Annotated in this window: 15 protein-coding genes, 1 tRNA gene and 1 riboswitch; of the genes, 8 read left to right on the forward strand and 8 right to left on the reverse strand. The window is 69.4% G+C overall.

The window, feature by feature from the left end; translation table 11 throughout:
• Window positions 1-104 precede the first annotated feature (104 nt).
• On the reverse strand, window positions 105-1,364 hold the full coding sequence (locus tag AMK10_RS07855) for a PTS transporter subunit EIIC (protein WP_073746353.1): 1,260 nt from the start codon (window positions 1,362-1,364) through the stop codon (window positions 105-107).
• Window positions 1,365-1,543: 179 nt separating this feature from the next.
• Between AMK10_RS07855 and AMK10_RS07860 the strand changes: the two genes are divergently transcribed.
• From AMK10_RS07860 to rdgB, 4 genes are all read left to right on the forward strand, one after another.
• Complete coding sequence (locus AMK10_RS07860; protein ID WP_073746355.1) at window positions 1,544-1,819, forward strand: glucose PTS transporter subunit EIIB; 276 nt, start codon at window positions 1,544-1,546, stop codon at window positions 1,817-1,819.
• 124 nt (window positions 1,820-1,943) lie between these two features.
• A complete protein-coding gene (gene rph / locus AMK10_RS07865) occupies window positions 1,944-2,681 on the forward strand; it encodes a ribonuclease PH (RefSeq protein ID WP_073746357.1) in 738 nt (245 codons plus the stop codon).
• A gap of 101 nt (window positions 2,682-2,782) precedes the next feature.
• Window positions 2,783-3,175, forward strand: a complete 393-nt coding sequence (locus AMK10_RS07870) for a hypothetical protein (protein WP_073746359.1) — start codon at window positions 2,783-2,785, stop codon at window positions 3,173-3,175.
• A gap of 20 nt (window positions 3,176-3,195) precedes the next feature.
• Window positions 3,196-3,798 carry an RdgB/HAM1 family non-canonical purine NTP pyrophosphatase gene (rdgB, locus tag AMK10_RS07875; RefSeq protein WP_073746361.1) on the forward strand — a complete coding sequence of 201 codons (603 nt, stop codon included), beginning with the start codon at window positions 3,196-3,198 and terminating at the stop codon, window positions 3,796-3,798.
• Window positions 3,799-3,848: 50 nt separating this feature from the next.
• Here rdgB and AMK10_RS07880 read toward each other — a convergent pair.
• From AMK10_RS07880 to AMK10_RS07895, 4 genes are all read right to left on the reverse strand, one after another.
• Window positions 3,849-3,932 (reverse strand) — tRNA-Leu (locus AMK10_RS07880).
• A gap of 158 nt (window positions 3,933-4,090) precedes the next feature.
• Window positions 4,091-4,879: an ABC transporter permease gene (locus tag AMK10_RS07885; protein WP_073746363.1), complete on the reverse strand. Its 789-nt coding sequence runs from the start codon at window positions 4,877-4,879 to the stop codon at window positions 4,091-4,093.
• Window positions 4,876-5,886 carry an ATP-binding cassette domain-containing protein gene (locus tag AMK10_RS07890; protein WP_073746365.1) on the reverse strand — a complete coding sequence of 337 codons (1,011 nt, stop codon included), beginning with the start codon at window positions 5,884-5,886 and terminating at the stop codon, window positions 4,876-4,878. The genes AMK10_RS07885 and AMK10_RS07890 overlap by 4 nt, the downstream gene beginning before the upstream one ends.
• 26 nt (window positions 5,887-5,912) lie before the next feature.
• Window positions 5,913-6,581 carry a DUF4097 family beta strand repeat-containing protein gene (locus tag AMK10_RS07895; RefSeq protein ID WP_073746367.1) on the reverse strand — a complete coding sequence of 223 codons (669 nt, stop codon included), beginning with the start codon at window positions 6,579-6,581 and terminating at the stop codon, window positions 5,913-5,915.
• A 239-nt stretch (window positions 6,582-6,820) separates the two neighbouring features.
• On the opposite strand from AMK10_RS07895, the gene AMK10_RS07900 reads away from it, so the two are divergent.
• Window positions 6,821-7,549: a helix-turn-helix domain-containing protein gene (locus tag AMK10_RS07900; RefSeq protein WP_073746369.1), complete on the forward strand. Its 729-nt coding sequence runs from the start codon at window positions 6,821-6,823 to the stop codon at window positions 7,547-7,549.
• Window positions 7,550-7,619: 70 nt separating this feature from the next.
• Here AMK10_RS07900 and proP read toward each other — a convergent pair whose 3' ends face one another.
• Entirely contained in the window at window positions 7,620-9,116 is a 1,497-nt protein-coding gene (proP, locus tag AMK10_RS07905; protein WP_073746371.1) for a glycine betaine/L-proline transporter ProP, read from the reverse strand.
• Window positions 9,117-9,246: 130 nt separating this feature from the next.
• Window positions 9,247-9,714 (reverse strand): thioredoxin-dependent thiol peroxidase, encoded by a 468-nt coding sequence (gene bcp / locus AMK10_RS07910; RefSeq protein WP_073746373.1) that lies wholly within the window; start codon window positions 9,712-9,714, stop codon window positions 9,247-9,249.
• A gap of 129 nt (window positions 9,715-9,843) precedes the next feature.
• Here bcp and AMK10_RS07915 point away from each other — a divergent pair, with 129 nt between their 5' ends.
• The 3 genes from AMK10_RS07915 to AMK10_RS07925 all read left to right on the forward strand — a co-directional run bounded on the left by AMK10_RS07915 (window position 9,844) and on the right by AMK10_RS07925 (window position 11,085).
• Entirely contained in the window at window positions 9,844-10,188 is a 345-nt protein-coding gene (locus AMK10_RS07915; RefSeq protein WP_073746375.1) for a DUF3618 domain-containing protein, read from the forward strand.
• A gap of 79 nt (window positions 10,189-10,267) precedes the next feature.
• Window positions 10,268-10,603 (forward strand): GroES family chaperonin, encoded by a 336-nt coding sequence (locus AMK10_RS07920; RefSeq protein WP_073747983.1) that lies wholly within the window; start codon window positions 10,268-10,270, stop codon window positions 10,601-10,603.
• 66 nt (window positions 10,604-10,669) lie between these two features.
• A riboswitch (guanidine-III (ykkC-III) riboswitch) is annotated at window positions 10,670-10,731 on the forward strand.
• Between the two features lie 33 nt (window positions 10,732-10,764).
• Window positions 10,765-11,085, forward strand: a complete 321-nt coding sequence (locus AMK10_RS07925; protein ID WP_073746377.1) for a DMT family transporter — start codon at window positions 10,765-10,767, stop codon at window positions 11,083-11,085.
• A gap of 3 nt (window positions 11,086-11,088) precedes the next feature.
• Here the strand turns inward: AMK10_RS07925 and AMK10_RS07930 are convergent, their stop codons facing one another.
• A complete protein-coding gene (locus AMK10_RS07930) occupies window positions 11,089-13,572 on the reverse strand; it encodes a transglycosylase domain-containing protein (RefSeq protein WP_107428390.1) in 2,484 nt (827 codons plus the stop codon).
• Between the last annotated feature and the right edge of the window lie 119 nt (window positions 13,573-13,691).

Here is a 13,691-nt window from a genome sequence, read left to right on the forward strand (position 1 = left end):
GCAATTCCTCACACTCTGGGGCGTAGCCCCGACGCCACCCTGGGTGACGCACGAAAGCCCCCGGACCAGTGGTCCGGGGGCCCTGTCGAGAGGGCGGACGACCTCTACTTCGTGAGGTCCTCCTCCGTCCTCCGCTCCTCCTCCACGGGCTCGCGCCCCGGGGTCTGGAGGTTGAACTTCGTGATCGCGAAACGGAAGATCACGTAGTAGATCACCGCGAAACACAGCCCGATCGGGATGATCAGCCAGGGTTTCGTGTCCAGGTGCCAGTTGACGACGTAGTCGATCAGTCCGGCCGAGAAGCTGAACCCCGCGTGCACCCCGAACGCCCAGGTGACGCCCATCGAGACGCCGGTGAGGATCGCGTGCACCCCGTACAGCAGCGGGGCGACGAAGAGGAACGAGAACTCCAGCGGCTCCGTCACGCCCGTCACGAACGAGGTCAGCGCCACGGACAGCATCAGGCCGGACACTTCCTTGCGCCGTTCCGGGCGGGCGCAGTGGGCGATGGCCAGCGCCGCGGCCGGCAGGCCGAACATCATGATCGGGAAGAAGCCCGAGGTGAACTGGCCAGCCGACGGGTCCCCGGCGAAGAACCGCGAGATGTCGCCCTGGACCGTGCCACCGTCGTCGCCCGTGAACTCGCCCGCCTGGAACCAGAAGAAGGTGTTCAGGAACTGGTGCATGCCGATCGGGATCAGCAGGCGGTTCGCGAATCCGAAGATCGCGGCACCCCACGCGCCCAGATCGATCAGCTGCTTCGCGAACCAGGTCAGCGCGTCGCCCACCGGCTGCCACAGCAGGCCGAAGAGCGTGCCCAGGATCACGCAGAGGAACGCCATCAGGATCGGGACGAGGCGGCGGCCGTTGAAGAAGCCGAGCCAGTCGACCAGCTTCGTGCGGTGGTAGCGCTGCCAGATCACCGCGGTCAGCAGCCCGATGATGATCCCGCCGAGAACACCCGGGTTCTGCGGCACCCCGTCCGGGGTCGCCTCGGTCACCGTGTCGTCGACGGGGAACGCGGCCAGCACGCCCCGGTAGACGAGGAAGCCGACGACGGCGGCGAGCGCCGTGGAGCCGTCGGCCTTCTTCGCGAAGCCGATCGCCACACCGATGCAGAAGAGCAGCGGCAGGCCCACCTCGCCGTCGAGGATCGCCGTGCCGCCGTTGAGGAGGACCTTCGCGAACTTGTCCCAGAAGGCGCCGTGCAGCGAGGAGTCGAAGAGATTGCCGAGGCTGACGAGGAGTCCCGCCGCGGGCAGCACGGCCACCGGCAGCTGGAGGCTGCGGCCGACCTTCTGCAAGCCCTGGACCGGCCCGTTCCACCACTTGCGCTGCGGTGCTGCCGCCGCGTTCGAACTCATCGGCATCCTCCCGGAACACGCCAGGTTTGGCGGTCGTTGCAAACTGGTGTAGACCAGTTGCGGTACGGTGCGGAGCCCTGCCGAAAGGCAGGGCGCCGGTGATCGTCATCATTGAGGACAGTGCGGTTACCCGCCCGCGAAGTTGGGCCAACCGTGCGTTACCGTGACGAAACGGACCCATGGTGGGCCGCCCCACGCACGTGAAGACCAGGGAGAAGGACATGGCCAGCAAGGCTGAGAAGATCGTCGCCGGGCTCGGCGGTATCGAGAACATCGACGAGATCGAAGGCTGCATCACCCGCCTCCGCACCGAGGTCCACGACCCGAGCAAGGTCGACGAAGCCGCGCTCAAGGCCGCCGGAGCCCACGGCGTCGTCAAGATGGGCACCGCGATCCAGGTCGTCATCGGCACCGACGCCGACCCCATCGCCGCCGACATCGAAGACATGATGTGACCGGCTGACAGGCCGGCCCACCCAGGTCCCACGCGCAGGCCCCGCTCCGTCCCCGACCGGCCCGGAGCGGGGCCTGCCGTGCACCCGAACGGACCCGGCCGCCCCAGCCGATAGGCTCGGCGCCATGTCTCGTATCGACGGCCGCACACCCGAACAGCTCCGACCCGTCACCATCGAACGCGGATGGAGCAAGCACGCCGAAGGCTCCGTACTCATCTCCTTCGGCGACACCAAGGTCTTCTGCACCGCCTCCGTCACCGAAGGCGTCCCGCGCTGGCGCAAGGGCAGCGGCGAAGGCTGGGTCACGGCCGAGTACTCCATGCTGCCCCGCTCCACCAACACCCGCGGCGACCGTGAGTCCGTACGCGGCAAGATCGGCGGCCGCACCCACGAGATCAGCCGTCTCATCGGCCGCTCGCTGCGCGCCGTCATCGACTACAAGGCCCTCGGCGAGAACACCATCGTCCTGGACTGCGACGTCCTCCAGGCCGACGGCGGCACCCGCACCGCGGCCATCACCGGCGCCTACGTCGCCCTGGCCGACGCCATCGCCTGGGCCCAGGGCAAGAAGATCATCAAGCACGGCCGCAAGCCCCTCACCGGAACCGTCGCGGCGATCAGCGTCGGCATCGTCGACGGCACCCCCCTCCTCGACCTCTGCTACGAGGAGGACGTCCGCGCCGAGACCGACATGAACGTCGTCTGCACCGGCGACGGCCGTTTCGTCGAGGTCCAGGGCACCGCCGAGGCCGAGCCCTTCGACCGCGCCGAGCTCAACGCCCTCCTCGACCTCGCCACCGCCGGCTGCGCCGATCTGGCCAAGCTCCAGGAAGAGGCGCTCGCCCGCACACTCGGCGAGTAAAGAAGCAACCAAATACGCAGCGCACAGCGTCGTAACGGATACGGGCGCACGGGTCGAACCGTGCGTCCGTCCATGTATCCGCCCCCGGGAGGGACCGCACCATGGCCTCGCGCCGCCGTCACCACCGCACCGCACTCGCCGTCACCGCCACCCTGCTGACGCTCACCGCCGCGGTGGGCTGCGGCGCCGTCGACAAGGCCCTGGACTGCGTCCGCACCGCCGACGCGATCGCCACCAGTGTCGACAACCTCCAGCAGGCGATATCCAACGCCTCCGACGACCCCACGCAGGCGTCGGAAGCCCTGGACCAGATCGACAAGGAGCTCAAGGAGCTCGGTGACACCACGGACAACGCGGACCTGAGCAAGGCCGTCGACGACCTCCAGACAGGTGTCACCAACGTCCGCGACTCCATCGAGAAGGGCGACGCCACCCCCGACATCACCCCGGTCACGGACGCCGCCACCGAGATCGGCAAGGTCTGCACCCCGTAACCGGCAGCGATAATCGACGCATGACGCGTCTGATCCTCGCCACCCGCAACGCCGGGAAAATCACCGAACTCCACGCGATCCTCGCCGACGCCGGTCTCACACACGACCTCGTCGGCGCGGACGCGTACCCCGACATCCCCGACGTCAAGGAAACCGGCGTCACCTTCGCCGAGAACGCCCTCCTCAAGGCCCACGCCCTGGCCCAGGCCACCGGCCACCCCGCAGTCGCGGACGACAGCGGCCTCTGCGTCGACGTGCTAGGCGGAGCCCCCGGCATCTTCTCGGCCCGCTGGTCCGGCGTGCACGGCGACGACAAGGCCAACCTGGACCTGCTTCTCGCCCAGCTCTCCGACATCGACACCCCGCACCGCGGCGCGTACTTCGCGTGCGCCGCCGCCCTGGCCCTCCCCGACGGTACGGAACGCGTGGTCGAGGGCCGCCTCACGGGCATCCTGCGCCACACCCCGGCCGGCGAGCACGGCTTCGGCTACGACCCCGTCCTCCAGCCGGACGGCGAGACGCGGACCTGCGCCGAGCTCACGCCCGCGGAGAAGAACGCGATCAGCCACCGGGGCAAGGCGTTCCGGGCGCTGGTGCCGGTGGTGCGGGAACTGGTGGTCTGAGCGGGACGCCGAGTGGCCCGCCCTGAAAAAGGGCGGGCCACTCGGGTCGGTGCGGCCGGTGGGACTCGAACCCACACGGGATTTCTCCCACTGGGACCTAAACCCAGCTCGGCTGCCAGTTACGACACGGCCGCATGCCCCAGCCATGCTAGCGGGAGGACGTCCCGCGCGGTACGCGCCCGGGGCACCCGTACGCACGACGAACGAGGGCGGCGTACGCCGGTCTGCTGCCGGTGTACGCCGCCCTCGGGTGGTACGCGGTCGCGGGAGGTGCCCCGCCCGGCCATGGCCGTTACTTCGGGTCGTCGCTGAACTTCGAGGTCGACCAGCGGTAGCCGAGCGCCGCCAGACCGACCGACCAGGCGACGGCCAGCCATCCGTTGTGGCCGATCTCGGTGCCGAGGAGCAGGCCGCGGAGGGTCTCGATGGCCGGGGTGAAGGGCTGGTACTCGGCGATCGGCTGGAACCAGCCCGGCATCGCGTCGATCGGGGTGAACGCGCTGGAGATGAGCGGCAGGAGGATCAGCGGCATCGCGCTGTTGCTCGCCGCCTCGGCGTTCGGGCTGGCCATGCCCATGCCGACCGCGATCCAGGTGAGCGCCAGGGCGAACAGGGCGATCAGTCCGAAGGCCGCCAGCCACTCCAGGGCGGTGGCGTCGACGGACCGGAAACCGATCGCCACACCGACGGCGGCGACGAGGACCACGCTGGCCGTCGACTGCAGGACGCTGCCGACGACATGCCCGACGAGCACGGAGCCCCGGTGGATCGCCATGGTGCGGAAGCGGGCGATGATCCCCTCCGACATGTCGGTCGCGACGGAGACCGCGGCGCCGATCACGGTGGAGCCGATGGTCATCAGCAGGATGCCCGGCAGGACGTAGGCGACGTACTCGGAGCGGCCGGCGCCGCCACCGATGCCCGCCCCCATGGTGTCGCCGAAGATGTAGACGAAGAGCAGCAGCAGCATCACCGGGGTGAGCAGCAGGTTCAGGGTGAGCGAGGGGTAGCGCCGGGCGTGCAGGAGGTTGCGGCGAAGCATCGTGCGCGAGTCGCGGACGGCGAGGGAGAGAGAGCTCATCGGACGGTCTCCTTGGACTGGTTGGTGCTCTGGGCGGGGACGCCGGTGCCGGTGAGGGCGAAGAAGACGTCGTCGAGGTCGGGGGTGTGCACGGTGAGTTCGTCGGCCTCGATGCCGGCGGCGTCGAGCCGGTCGAGGATGGTGCGCAGCTCGCGCTGGCTGCCGTCGCTGAGGATCTGGAGGGCGAGTGCCTCGTCGGTGGGGGTACCCCCTGCTCGAGCGGAGCCGAGAGCGTGGGGGACGGTGACGTCGTTCAGGGCGCCGGCGGCGGTGCGGTAGGCGTCCGGGTCGGTGAAGCGGAGCCGTACGTGTCCGCCGGGGATGAGCCGCTTGAGCTGTTCGGCCGTGCCTTCGGCGGCGATCCTTCCGTCGTTCAGTACGGCGATGTGGTCGGCGAGTTCGTCGGCCTCCTCGAGGTACTGGGTGGTGAGGAAGACGGTGACGCCGTCGGCGACGAGCTCGCGGATGATGCCCCACATGTTGTGGCGGGCGCGGGGGTCGAGGCCGGTGGTGGGTTCGTCGAGGAAGATGATCCGCGGGCTGCCGACCAGGGTCATGGCGATGTCGAGGCGGCGCTTCATGCCGCCGGAGTAGGTGGACGCGGGCTTCTTCGCGGCGTCCACCAGGTCGAAGCGTTCGAGGAGTTCGGCGGTGACCCGCCGCCCCTCCGCCTTGGAGAGGTGGTGCAGGTCGGCCATGAGGAGCATGTTCTCCTCGCCGGTGATCAGGCCGTCCACGGCGGAGAACTGTCCGGTGACCCCGATCGAGGCCCGTACGGCCTGTGGATCGGTGGCGATGTCGTGCCCTCCGACGCGGATCTCGCCGGAGGCGGGGTCGGCGCCGATGAGGGTGGAGAGGATCTTGACGGCGGTGGTCTTGCCCGCCCCGTTCGGGCCGAGCAGGGAGAAGACCGTTCCTTCCGGGACCGTCAGGTCCAGGCCGTCGAGGACGGTCTTCTCGCCGTAGGACTTCCGCAGACCGTTCGCTGCGATGGCCGGATTCGTCATGCCGGTGCTCCTTCGAGGGGTGGGGGTCAGAGGCTGCGGGCGGTGATGTCGCCCTGGGAGACGGTCGCCCTGATGCTCAGCGCGGGGGTGCCGTCGCTGTTCTTCAGCGCGTTGTCGATGCGGCCGTAGCCGGTGCCCGCGTCCAGGGAGGCGGAGACACCGCGAGCGGCGCCGACGGTGATGTCGCCCTGCTGGGTGCTGAGCCTGAGATGTCCGCGCACGGCCTCGGTGATCTTCAGGTCGCCGCGCTGGGTGCTGATCTCGCCCGGGCCGTTCAGCAGGCCGATCGTGATGTGGGCGTCGAGACCGGTGAGGTGGGCGCTCGCGGCCTCGTCGAGCTTGACCGCGCCGTGGCCGCCGTCGAAGGAGACGTCGCCGAGCCGTCCGACGCCGCGGAAGTCGGCGGCTGCCGCCTTCGCCTCGACGTGGGAGCCGGCCGGCAGCTGGACCGTCACCTCGACGGACCCGGTGCTGCCGAGGAGCGAGTTCTTCGCCGGCGGGGCCTGGACCCGCAGGACTCCGTCGCCGTAGGTGACCTCGATCCGCTCCGCCGCCTTCACGTCGCGGCTGCTGGAGGCGTCCGCGGGACGGACCTCGACCGTGGTGTCGGCACGGTCGGCGGCGATGAACCGGATGTGTCCCGCGGAGATGCCGAGGACGGCGGAGACGGGGGCGGGGGTGTCGAACTTCTGCATGGTGTTCTCCCTGATTCGCAGCGTGCGCTCCGTTGGCCCGCTGTTTCCGATGAGGGAAAAGCTACGTTGCGTTCGAGTATCTGGCAACGCACTTGTTGCACTGCATCTCAATAACCGCAGTTCAGAGTAGGTATTTCATTGCAATGGTTCTGAATCTAACGCAACGTCACGTGCCTGCTTGTTGCAATGGGTGGGAAGTGAACGCTATGGTGCAGGCACCACGAACAGAGGAGGCCGCGATGCCGGGAGGCAGGCTCACCCAGCAGGAACGCCAGCAGATCGCGATGGGCCTGGCCGACGGCCTCGCCTATGCGGAGATCGCGCGGAGTCTGGACCGTCCGACCTCGACGGTCACGCGCGAGGTGATGCGCAACGGCGGCCCCGCCGGCTATCGCGCCGACCTCGCCCACCGCGCCACCGAACAGCGCACGCACCGGCGCAGGCCCGCCTCCGCGCGGGGGGCCCGGTCGGCCCCCGACCCGCACGGACGTGACGCCGCGGCCCTGGCCGAGTACGAGGAGGCGTTCACGACCGTCCTCATGGCCTCGGGCCTGAACAAGATGGCGGCCCGGGTGCTGACCTGCCTGTTCACCACCGACGCGGGCAGCCTCACCGCGTCGGAACTCGCCTCGAGCCTCCAGGTCAGCCCGGCGTCCGTCTCCAAGGCCATCGCCTATCTGGAGAGTCAGAGCCTCGTCCGCAGGGAGCGCGACGAACGCCGCCGCGACCGCTATGTCGTCGACGGTGAGCTCTTCTACCAGGCGACGATCGCCAGCGCCCGGGCCAACGACCTGCTCGTCGAGACGGCACGCAAGGGTGTCGCCGTCCTCGGCCCCGACAGCCCCGCCGCCGTGCGCCTGGAGAACGTCGCCCGTTTCCTCGACTTCATCAGCGAGAGCATCACCCGCGCCGCCGAGCAGGCCCGTGCGGTCCTGCACACGGGGGCCGAGCCGCCCTCGGAGAGCTGACCGGGGGAGACGACGAGGAGGGGCCCGTACCGCGTGCTGCGGTACGGGCCCCTCCTGTGCGGGATACGCGTCAGAACTTCGGGTCCGGGCTCTGGGCGTGGACCAGCTCGGCGGCTTCCTCCTCCGACTCGACCGAGGGCGGGGAGCCGGCCAGCGGCTGGTTGGCGGTCTCCTTCATGCAGGCCACGGCGATGACACCGATCAGCGCTGCCGCCATCGCGTAGTACGCGGGCATGAGGTTGGAGCCGCTCCAGCTGATCAGGGCGGTGATCACCAGCGGGGTCGTGCCACCGAAGATCGAGGCCGAGAGGTTGTAGCCGACCGACAGGGAGCCGTAGCGGACGTTGGTCGGGAACAGGGCCGGGAGCGCGGCGGACATCGTGCCCAGCATGCAGACCAGCGAGAGGCCCAGCATGAGCATGCCGATGATGATCGCCGGGATGCTGCCCTGGCGGATCAGCAGGAAGGCGGGCAGGGACAGGAACAGGAAGCCGAGCATGCCGGTCATCAGCAGGGGCTTGCGGCCGAAGCGGTCCGAGAGCTTGCCGAACTGGCTGATGATCAGCATCAGGAAGACCATGACGCCGAGCAGGATGAGCAGCCCGTGGGTCTCGCTGTAGCCGAGCTCGTCGGAGAGGTACGTCGGCATGTACGACAGCAGCATGTAGTCCGCGATGTTGTACGCGCCGACCAGCGCGATGCAGAGGATCAGCGTCGGCCAGTACTGCCGGAAGATCTTGGCCAGGTCGCCCTTGGCCGTGGACTCGACGTGGTCGGCGGCCTCGGTGGCGTGGGCGGTGCCGCCCTCCAGCTTCTGGAAGGCCGGGGTCTCGTCCAGGCGCAGCCGCAGATAGAGGCCGACGAGGCCCAGCGGACCGGCGACCAGGAACGGGATGCGCCAGCCCCAGGACTCCATCTGGGGGTCGTCCAGGAGGGCGTAGAGCAGCGTGACCAGTCCGGCCGCGCCGACGTATCCGGCGAGGGTGCCGAATTCGAGGAAGCTGCCGAAGAAGCCGCGGCGCTTGTCGGGGGCGTACTCGGCGATGAAGGTGGACGCGCCGCCGTACTCGCCGCCCGTGGAGAAGCCCTGGAGCATCCGGAAGAAGATGAGCAGGACCGCGGCCCAGACACCGATGGTGTCGTGGGACGGGATGAGGCCGATCGCGAAGGTGCCGATCGCCATCAGGATCATCGTGAGGGCGAGGACCTTCTTGCGGCCGATCTTGTCGCCCATGGGGCCGAAGAACATGCCGCCCAGAGGCCGCACGAGGAAGGCCACGGCGAAGGTCGCGAACGACGACAGGAGCTGGGTGGTGTCGTTCCCCGACGGGAAGAACACATGTCCGATGGTGACGGCGAGGTAGGAGTAGATACCGAAGTCGAACCACTCCATGGCGTTACCGAGCGACGCCGCCTTCACCGCGCGCTTGACCGCCTGGTCGTCGGTGACCGTGATGTCGGTCCGGCGGAGCCTGGGGTTCTGGCGCTTTCTGATCGCACGGAAGAGCGCGGGGTGGCGTTTGACCGCTTCAGGGTCGGCCGCCTGGTGGGGGTCGGAGGCCGCCATGGCCGGGTCCTTTCGTCGAACGGTGTTCCAGGAAAGGCTTCTGCGCGGTCATGGCGTTTGCAAACCGAATCGGCAGGCCGATGCGATCTCGCTCACATCACGTTTCGGCCAGGACCCCCACGAACCGGCCTCAGATCCCGAGATCCTTGATGATCTTCGCGACATGGCCGGTCGCCTTGACGTTGTAGAGCGCGCGCTCCACCTTGCCCTCTTCGTCGACCACGATCGTGGAGCGGATGACGCCCGTCACCACTTTGCCGTAGAGCTTCTTCTCGCCGTAGGCGCCGTACGCCTCCAGGGTCTCCTTGGAGGGGTCGCCGACCAGCGTGACCCTGAGGTTCTCCTTCTCGCGGAACTTCGCGAGCTTCTCCGGCTTGTCGGGCGACACGCCGATGACGTCGTAGCCGGCGGTCGCCAGGACGTCGAGGTTGTCGGTGAAGTCGCACGCCTGCTTGGTGCAACCGGGGGTAAGAGCGGCGGGGTAGAAGTAGACGATGACCTTGCGGCCCTTGTGGTCCGCGAGCGAGATCTCGTTGCCGTCCGCGTCCGGAAGGGTGAAGGCGGGGGCGGTGTCGCCGGTCTGCAGTCGCTCGCTCATGTCTCTCCTCGAGTGGCTCACGGGGTGTGTGGGACCGAGCGTAATAGGGGGTGCCGCCGGGTGGAGGAGCGGCCGAGCTGACAGACTGTCGATGAAGGTTTACCCGACGACGACCACGGAGGCGGCGCAGTGTCGGATACCAGGACCCCTGCGCAGATCGAGGCGGACATCATCAGCAGGCGCGCGCAGCTTGCCGTGGTGCTGGACGAGATCGGGGTGCGGGTGCACCCGAAGACGATGATCGGTGACGCGAAGGCCAAGGTCGCGTCGACGGTGGACCGCACGGCCGGGCGCGCGTTCGTCGCGGTGAACCGGTCGGTGTCGGACGTGAAGGCGCAGTTCGTGACCGAGGACGGTTCGCCCCGGCTGGAGCGGGTCATTCCGGCGGCGCTGCTGGTGGCCGGTGCGGTGGCTCTGCTGACGGTCTCCTCGCGGCCTTCCTCCTCGCGGTCCTCGCGGCGCAAGAGGCGCTGAGCGCGCCCGTGCCGTACGGGCCCTGGGGCATGCGGGGCGCCGCGGGGCAGGTAGGTTTCGGGACGTGAGCGACAACGGCATGAGCAACACCGACGACAAGCTGCCGATCCGGATGCTGCACGACCGAGTGCTGGTCCGGTCCGATTCGCCCGAGGGCGAGCGGCGGTCGGGCGGCGGCATCCTGATTCCGGCGACGGCGGCGGTCGGCCGCCGCCTGGCGTGGGCCGTGGTGGTCGCCGTCGGCCAGAACGTGCGGACCGTGGAGCCGGGTGACCGGGTGCTGTACGACCCCGAGGACCGGGCCGAGGTCGAGGTGCGGGGCGTGGCGTACGTGCTGATGCGCGAGCGGGACCTGCACGCGGTGGCGGCGGACCGCTTCGAGGGATCGGTGGATTCGACCGGACTGTATCTGTAGGCGGACCCGCGCAGATGTGGCCGGAGGGCCCGGTGACCGAGGTCACCGGGCCCTCCGGCTTTTGTTGCTACGGTGGAGACACCCCCGACGAGACGCGCCGTACCGGGTTTCCGCAAAGACGACGCACCCGTTCTGTTCGCGTGTTTCGTGGAGGTGCCGTCGTGGCGTGGGTTCTGCTGATCATCGCCGGTCTGCTGGAAGTGGGCTGGTCGATCGGGATGAAGTACACCGAGGGGTTCACCCGGCTGTGGCCGAGCGTGTTCACCGGCCTGGGGATCGTGGCCAGCATGATGCTGCTGTCGCAGGCGGCGAAGACGCTGCCGATCGGCACGGCGTACGGGGTGTGGGTCGGCATCGGCGCCGCCGGCGCGGCCGTGCTCGGCATGGTCGTGCTCAACGAGCCGGTGACCGCCGCCCGCATCTTCTTCGTCTGTCTGCTGCTGGTGGCGGTGGTCGGGCTGAAGGCGACCTCCGGCCACTGAGGGTCAGGGGCGGACGGCGTGGAGCGTCGCGTCGTCCCTGGTCCGGTCGCTCGCGGGGACGCGTTCCTCGCCGGCCCCCGCGGGCTCCCCGCCCGCGGGGGCCGCGTCCGTCTCCCGGCCGGAGGCGGCCCGTGAGGGTGCCACGGCCGGGGTGGCCGCGCCGGGCGCCCGCTGCTCGTGGGTGACCCCGGACGGGCCGTCCGGTGTGCGTGAGCCGGTGCCGTCCTCCTCACGGGACTCCTCGCCGGAGTCCTCGCGCGAGTCCTCCCTGGAGTCGCGGGATTCCCCCGGTCCGGGCGGGTCGTCGCTCTCCCCGGTGTCCTGGGTGTCGCCTCCCTCGGCCTCCTCCGTGTCCTCCTCTTCCTCTCCCTCGCTCTCGTCCGGGTCGGGCTCCACGGGGCCTTCCTCGGCCTCCAGCTCGAAGCCCCGCACCTCGCTGCCCTTCAGGGCGGCCCGGGTGTAGGCGGCCCAGGTCTGGGCGGGTGCGCCGCCGCCGTTCATGCGGGCGAGGCCGAGGGCTCCGTACAGCGGCTTCTGCACCCCGGTCTCGGGGTCCTGGCCCATGACGGCGATGACGGTGGCCAGGTCGGGGGTGTAGCCGGCGAACCAGGCCGCCCTGTCCTCCTCGGCGGTGCCGGTCTTGCCGGCGGCGGGGCGGCCCGCGCCGAGGGCGGCGGTTCCGGTGCCGCCGTCGACGACGCTGCGCAGGACGGAGGTGGTGGTGTCGGCGGCCTCGCGGCTGATGGCCCGCCGGGTGGTCCTGGCGGGGAGGTCCAGTTCGGTGCCGCCCTTGCTGATCTTGACGACGAGCGTGTACGGGCGCTGTCTGCCGTGGTCGGCGAGGGTGGCGTAGGCGGAGGCCATGTCGACGGCGCTGGCGGTGGCGGGGCCGAGTGCGATGGAGGGGGAGGCCGTGAGGTCGGGGGTGTCCTGGGGGATGCCGAGGGCGATCGCGGTGTCCTTGACCTCCTGGGGGCCGACGTCCTGGGCCATCTGGGCGTAGACGGCGTTGACGGACTTGTCGGTGGCCTCGCGGACGGTGATGGACCCGTAGTCGACGTCGTCCTCGTTGGCGGGGGCGTAGCCGGTGGAACCGGTTGCGCTCTGGACGGTGCGTTTGTTGTCGCCGTCGTAGCGGGTGTTGGGCGTGATGGCGCGCTCCTTCTGGGTGGTGGACCCGTTGGACAGAGCGGCGGCGAGGACGAAGGGCTTGAAGGTGGACCCGACCTGGTAGTCGCGGCGGGTCGCGTTGTTGACGAACTGCCTGGTGTAGTCGATGCCGCCGTAGAGGGCGACGACGTGGCCGTCGGCGGGGGTGATGGATGCGCCGCCCGCGCGGACGTTGCGGTCGGCTTCGCGTTCCTTGCTGGTCTTGGACAGGACGTTGTCCTGGACGGCTTCGACGAGGGCGTCCTGTTTCTTCTTCTGGAGTGTGGTGGTGATGCGGTAGCCGCCGGTGGCCAGGGTGGACTCGTCGATGATCTTGTTCTTGGTGAGGTAGTCCTCGACGGCGTGGACGATGTAGCCGCGCTGGCCGGAGAGTGCGGTGGCGGGCTTGGCCTTGTCGGGGACGGGGAAGGTCATCGCGTCGCGGTCGGCGGCGCTGAGCCAGTCGTGCTCGACCATGCCGTCGAGCACGTAGTCCCAGCGGGCGAGGACGGCCTTCCTGTTCTCGGGGTGGGTGACGACGTCGTACGAGCTGGGGGCGTTGAGCAGGGAGGCGAGGTAGGCGCCTTCGCCGGTGTCGAGGTCCTCGACGTCCTTGCCGTAGTAGGCGTGGGAGGCGGCCTGGAGGCCGTAGGCGTTGCGTCCGAAGTAGCTGGTGTTGAGGTAGCCCTCGAGGATCTCGTCCTTGCTCTTCTCGCGGTCGAGCTTGATGGAGATGAAGAATTCCTTGGCCTTGCGGATGACGGTCTGTTCCTGGCCGAGGTAGTAGTTCTTGACGTACTGCTGGGTGATCGTGGAACCGCCCTGTCTGCCCTTGCCGGTGACGGTGTTCCAGCCGGCCCGGAGGGTGGCCTTGATGTCGATGGCGTCCTCGGAGTAGAAGTCCCGGTCCTCGGCGGCGAGTACGGCGTGCTGGATGTTCCGCGGGATGCGGTCCAGCGGGATCTTCTCGCGGTTGATCTCGCCGTCCCGGGCGATGACGGTCTTCCCGTCCGCGTACACGTAGACGTTGGCCTCCGCGGTCGCGGCGGCGTTCGCCGCGGGGATGCCGATGAGCTGGTAGCCGGCGATGAATCCGCCGACGAGGAGAAGGGCGAGCAACAGGACGCCGCCGAGGACCATCCGCCAGGTGGGGACGGCCCGGCGCCAGCCGGTGCGCTTGGGCCGCTTGGGGCGTTTTGTGCGCCCCTTGGTGGCTTGTGCGCCGTTCGGGTGAGGGGTGTCGGCGGCGGGGGACGCGGCCGAGGGGTCTCGGGGGGCCCAGCCCCCGGAGCCCTGCTGACCAGGGTCTCCGTCGTGCTGCGGTGGCTCGTCGCTCATGACTGTGGAGGCTCCTCGACTGCGGATGATTTTCCTATAGTGCACTTTTCGGACGGATAACCCTCGGAACCCTCCACGGAAATGGGGTCGCGGCGGCCGAACGGTGTGCACTAACGTCG

Source organism: Streptomyces sp. CB02058 (genome assembly GCF_001905505.1).
In the GTDB taxonomy this organism is placed as follows: domain Bacteria; phylum Actinomycetota; class Actinomycetes; order Streptomycetales; family Streptomycetaceae; genus Streptomyces.

Coding starts and splice junctions, on each gene's coding strand:
- bcp (WP_073746373.1), bottom strand. CDS start 9,714: ATGAGCGAGCGACTGCAGACCGGCGACACCGCCCCCGCCTTCACCCTT.
- proP (WP_073746371.1), bottom strand. CDS start 9,116: ATGGCGGCCTCCGACCCCCACCAGGCGGCCGACCCTGAAGCGGTCAAA.
- AMK10_RS07920 (WP_073747983.1), top strand. CDS start 10,268: ATGAGCAACACCGACGACAAGCTGCCGATCCGGATGCTGCACGACCGA.
- rph (WP_073746357.1), top strand. CDS start 1,944: ATGTCTCGTATCGACGGCCGCACACCCGAACAGCTCCGACCCGTCACC.
- AMK10_RS07860 (WP_073746355.1), top strand. CDS start 1,544: ATGGTGGGCCGCCCCACGCACGTGAAGACCAGGGAGAAGGACATGGCC.
- AMK10_RS07885 (WP_073746363.1), bottom strand. CDS start 4,879: ATGAGCTCTCTCTCCCTCGCCGTCCGCGACTCGCGCACGATGCTTCGC.
- AMK10_RS07855 (WP_073746353.1), bottom strand. CDS start 1,364: ATGAGTTCGAACGCGGCGGCAGCACCGCAGCGCAAGTGGTGGAACGGG.
- AMK10_RS07900 (WP_073746369.1), top strand. CDS start 6,821: ATGCCGGGAGGCAGGCTCACCCAGCAGGAACGCCAGCAGATCGCGATG.
- rdgB (WP_073746361.1), top strand. CDS start 3,196: ATGACGCGTCTGATCCTCGCCACCCGCAACGCCGGGAAAATCACCGAA.
- AMK10_RS07895 (WP_073746367.1), bottom strand. CDS start 6,581: ATGCAGAAGTTCGACACCCCCGCCCCCGTCTCCGCCGTCCTCGGCATC.
- AMK10_RS07890 (WP_073746365.1), bottom strand. CDS start 5,886: ATGACGAATCCGGCCATCGCAGCGAACGGTCTGCGGAAGTCCTACGGC.
- AMK10_RS07870 (WP_073746359.1), top strand. CDS start 2,783: ATGGCCTCGCGCCGCCGTCACCACCGCACCGCACTCGCCGTCACCGCC.
- AMK10_RS07930 (WP_107428390.1), bottom strand. CDS start 13,572: ATGAGCGACGAGCCACCGCAGCACGACGGAGACCCTGGTCAGCAGGGC.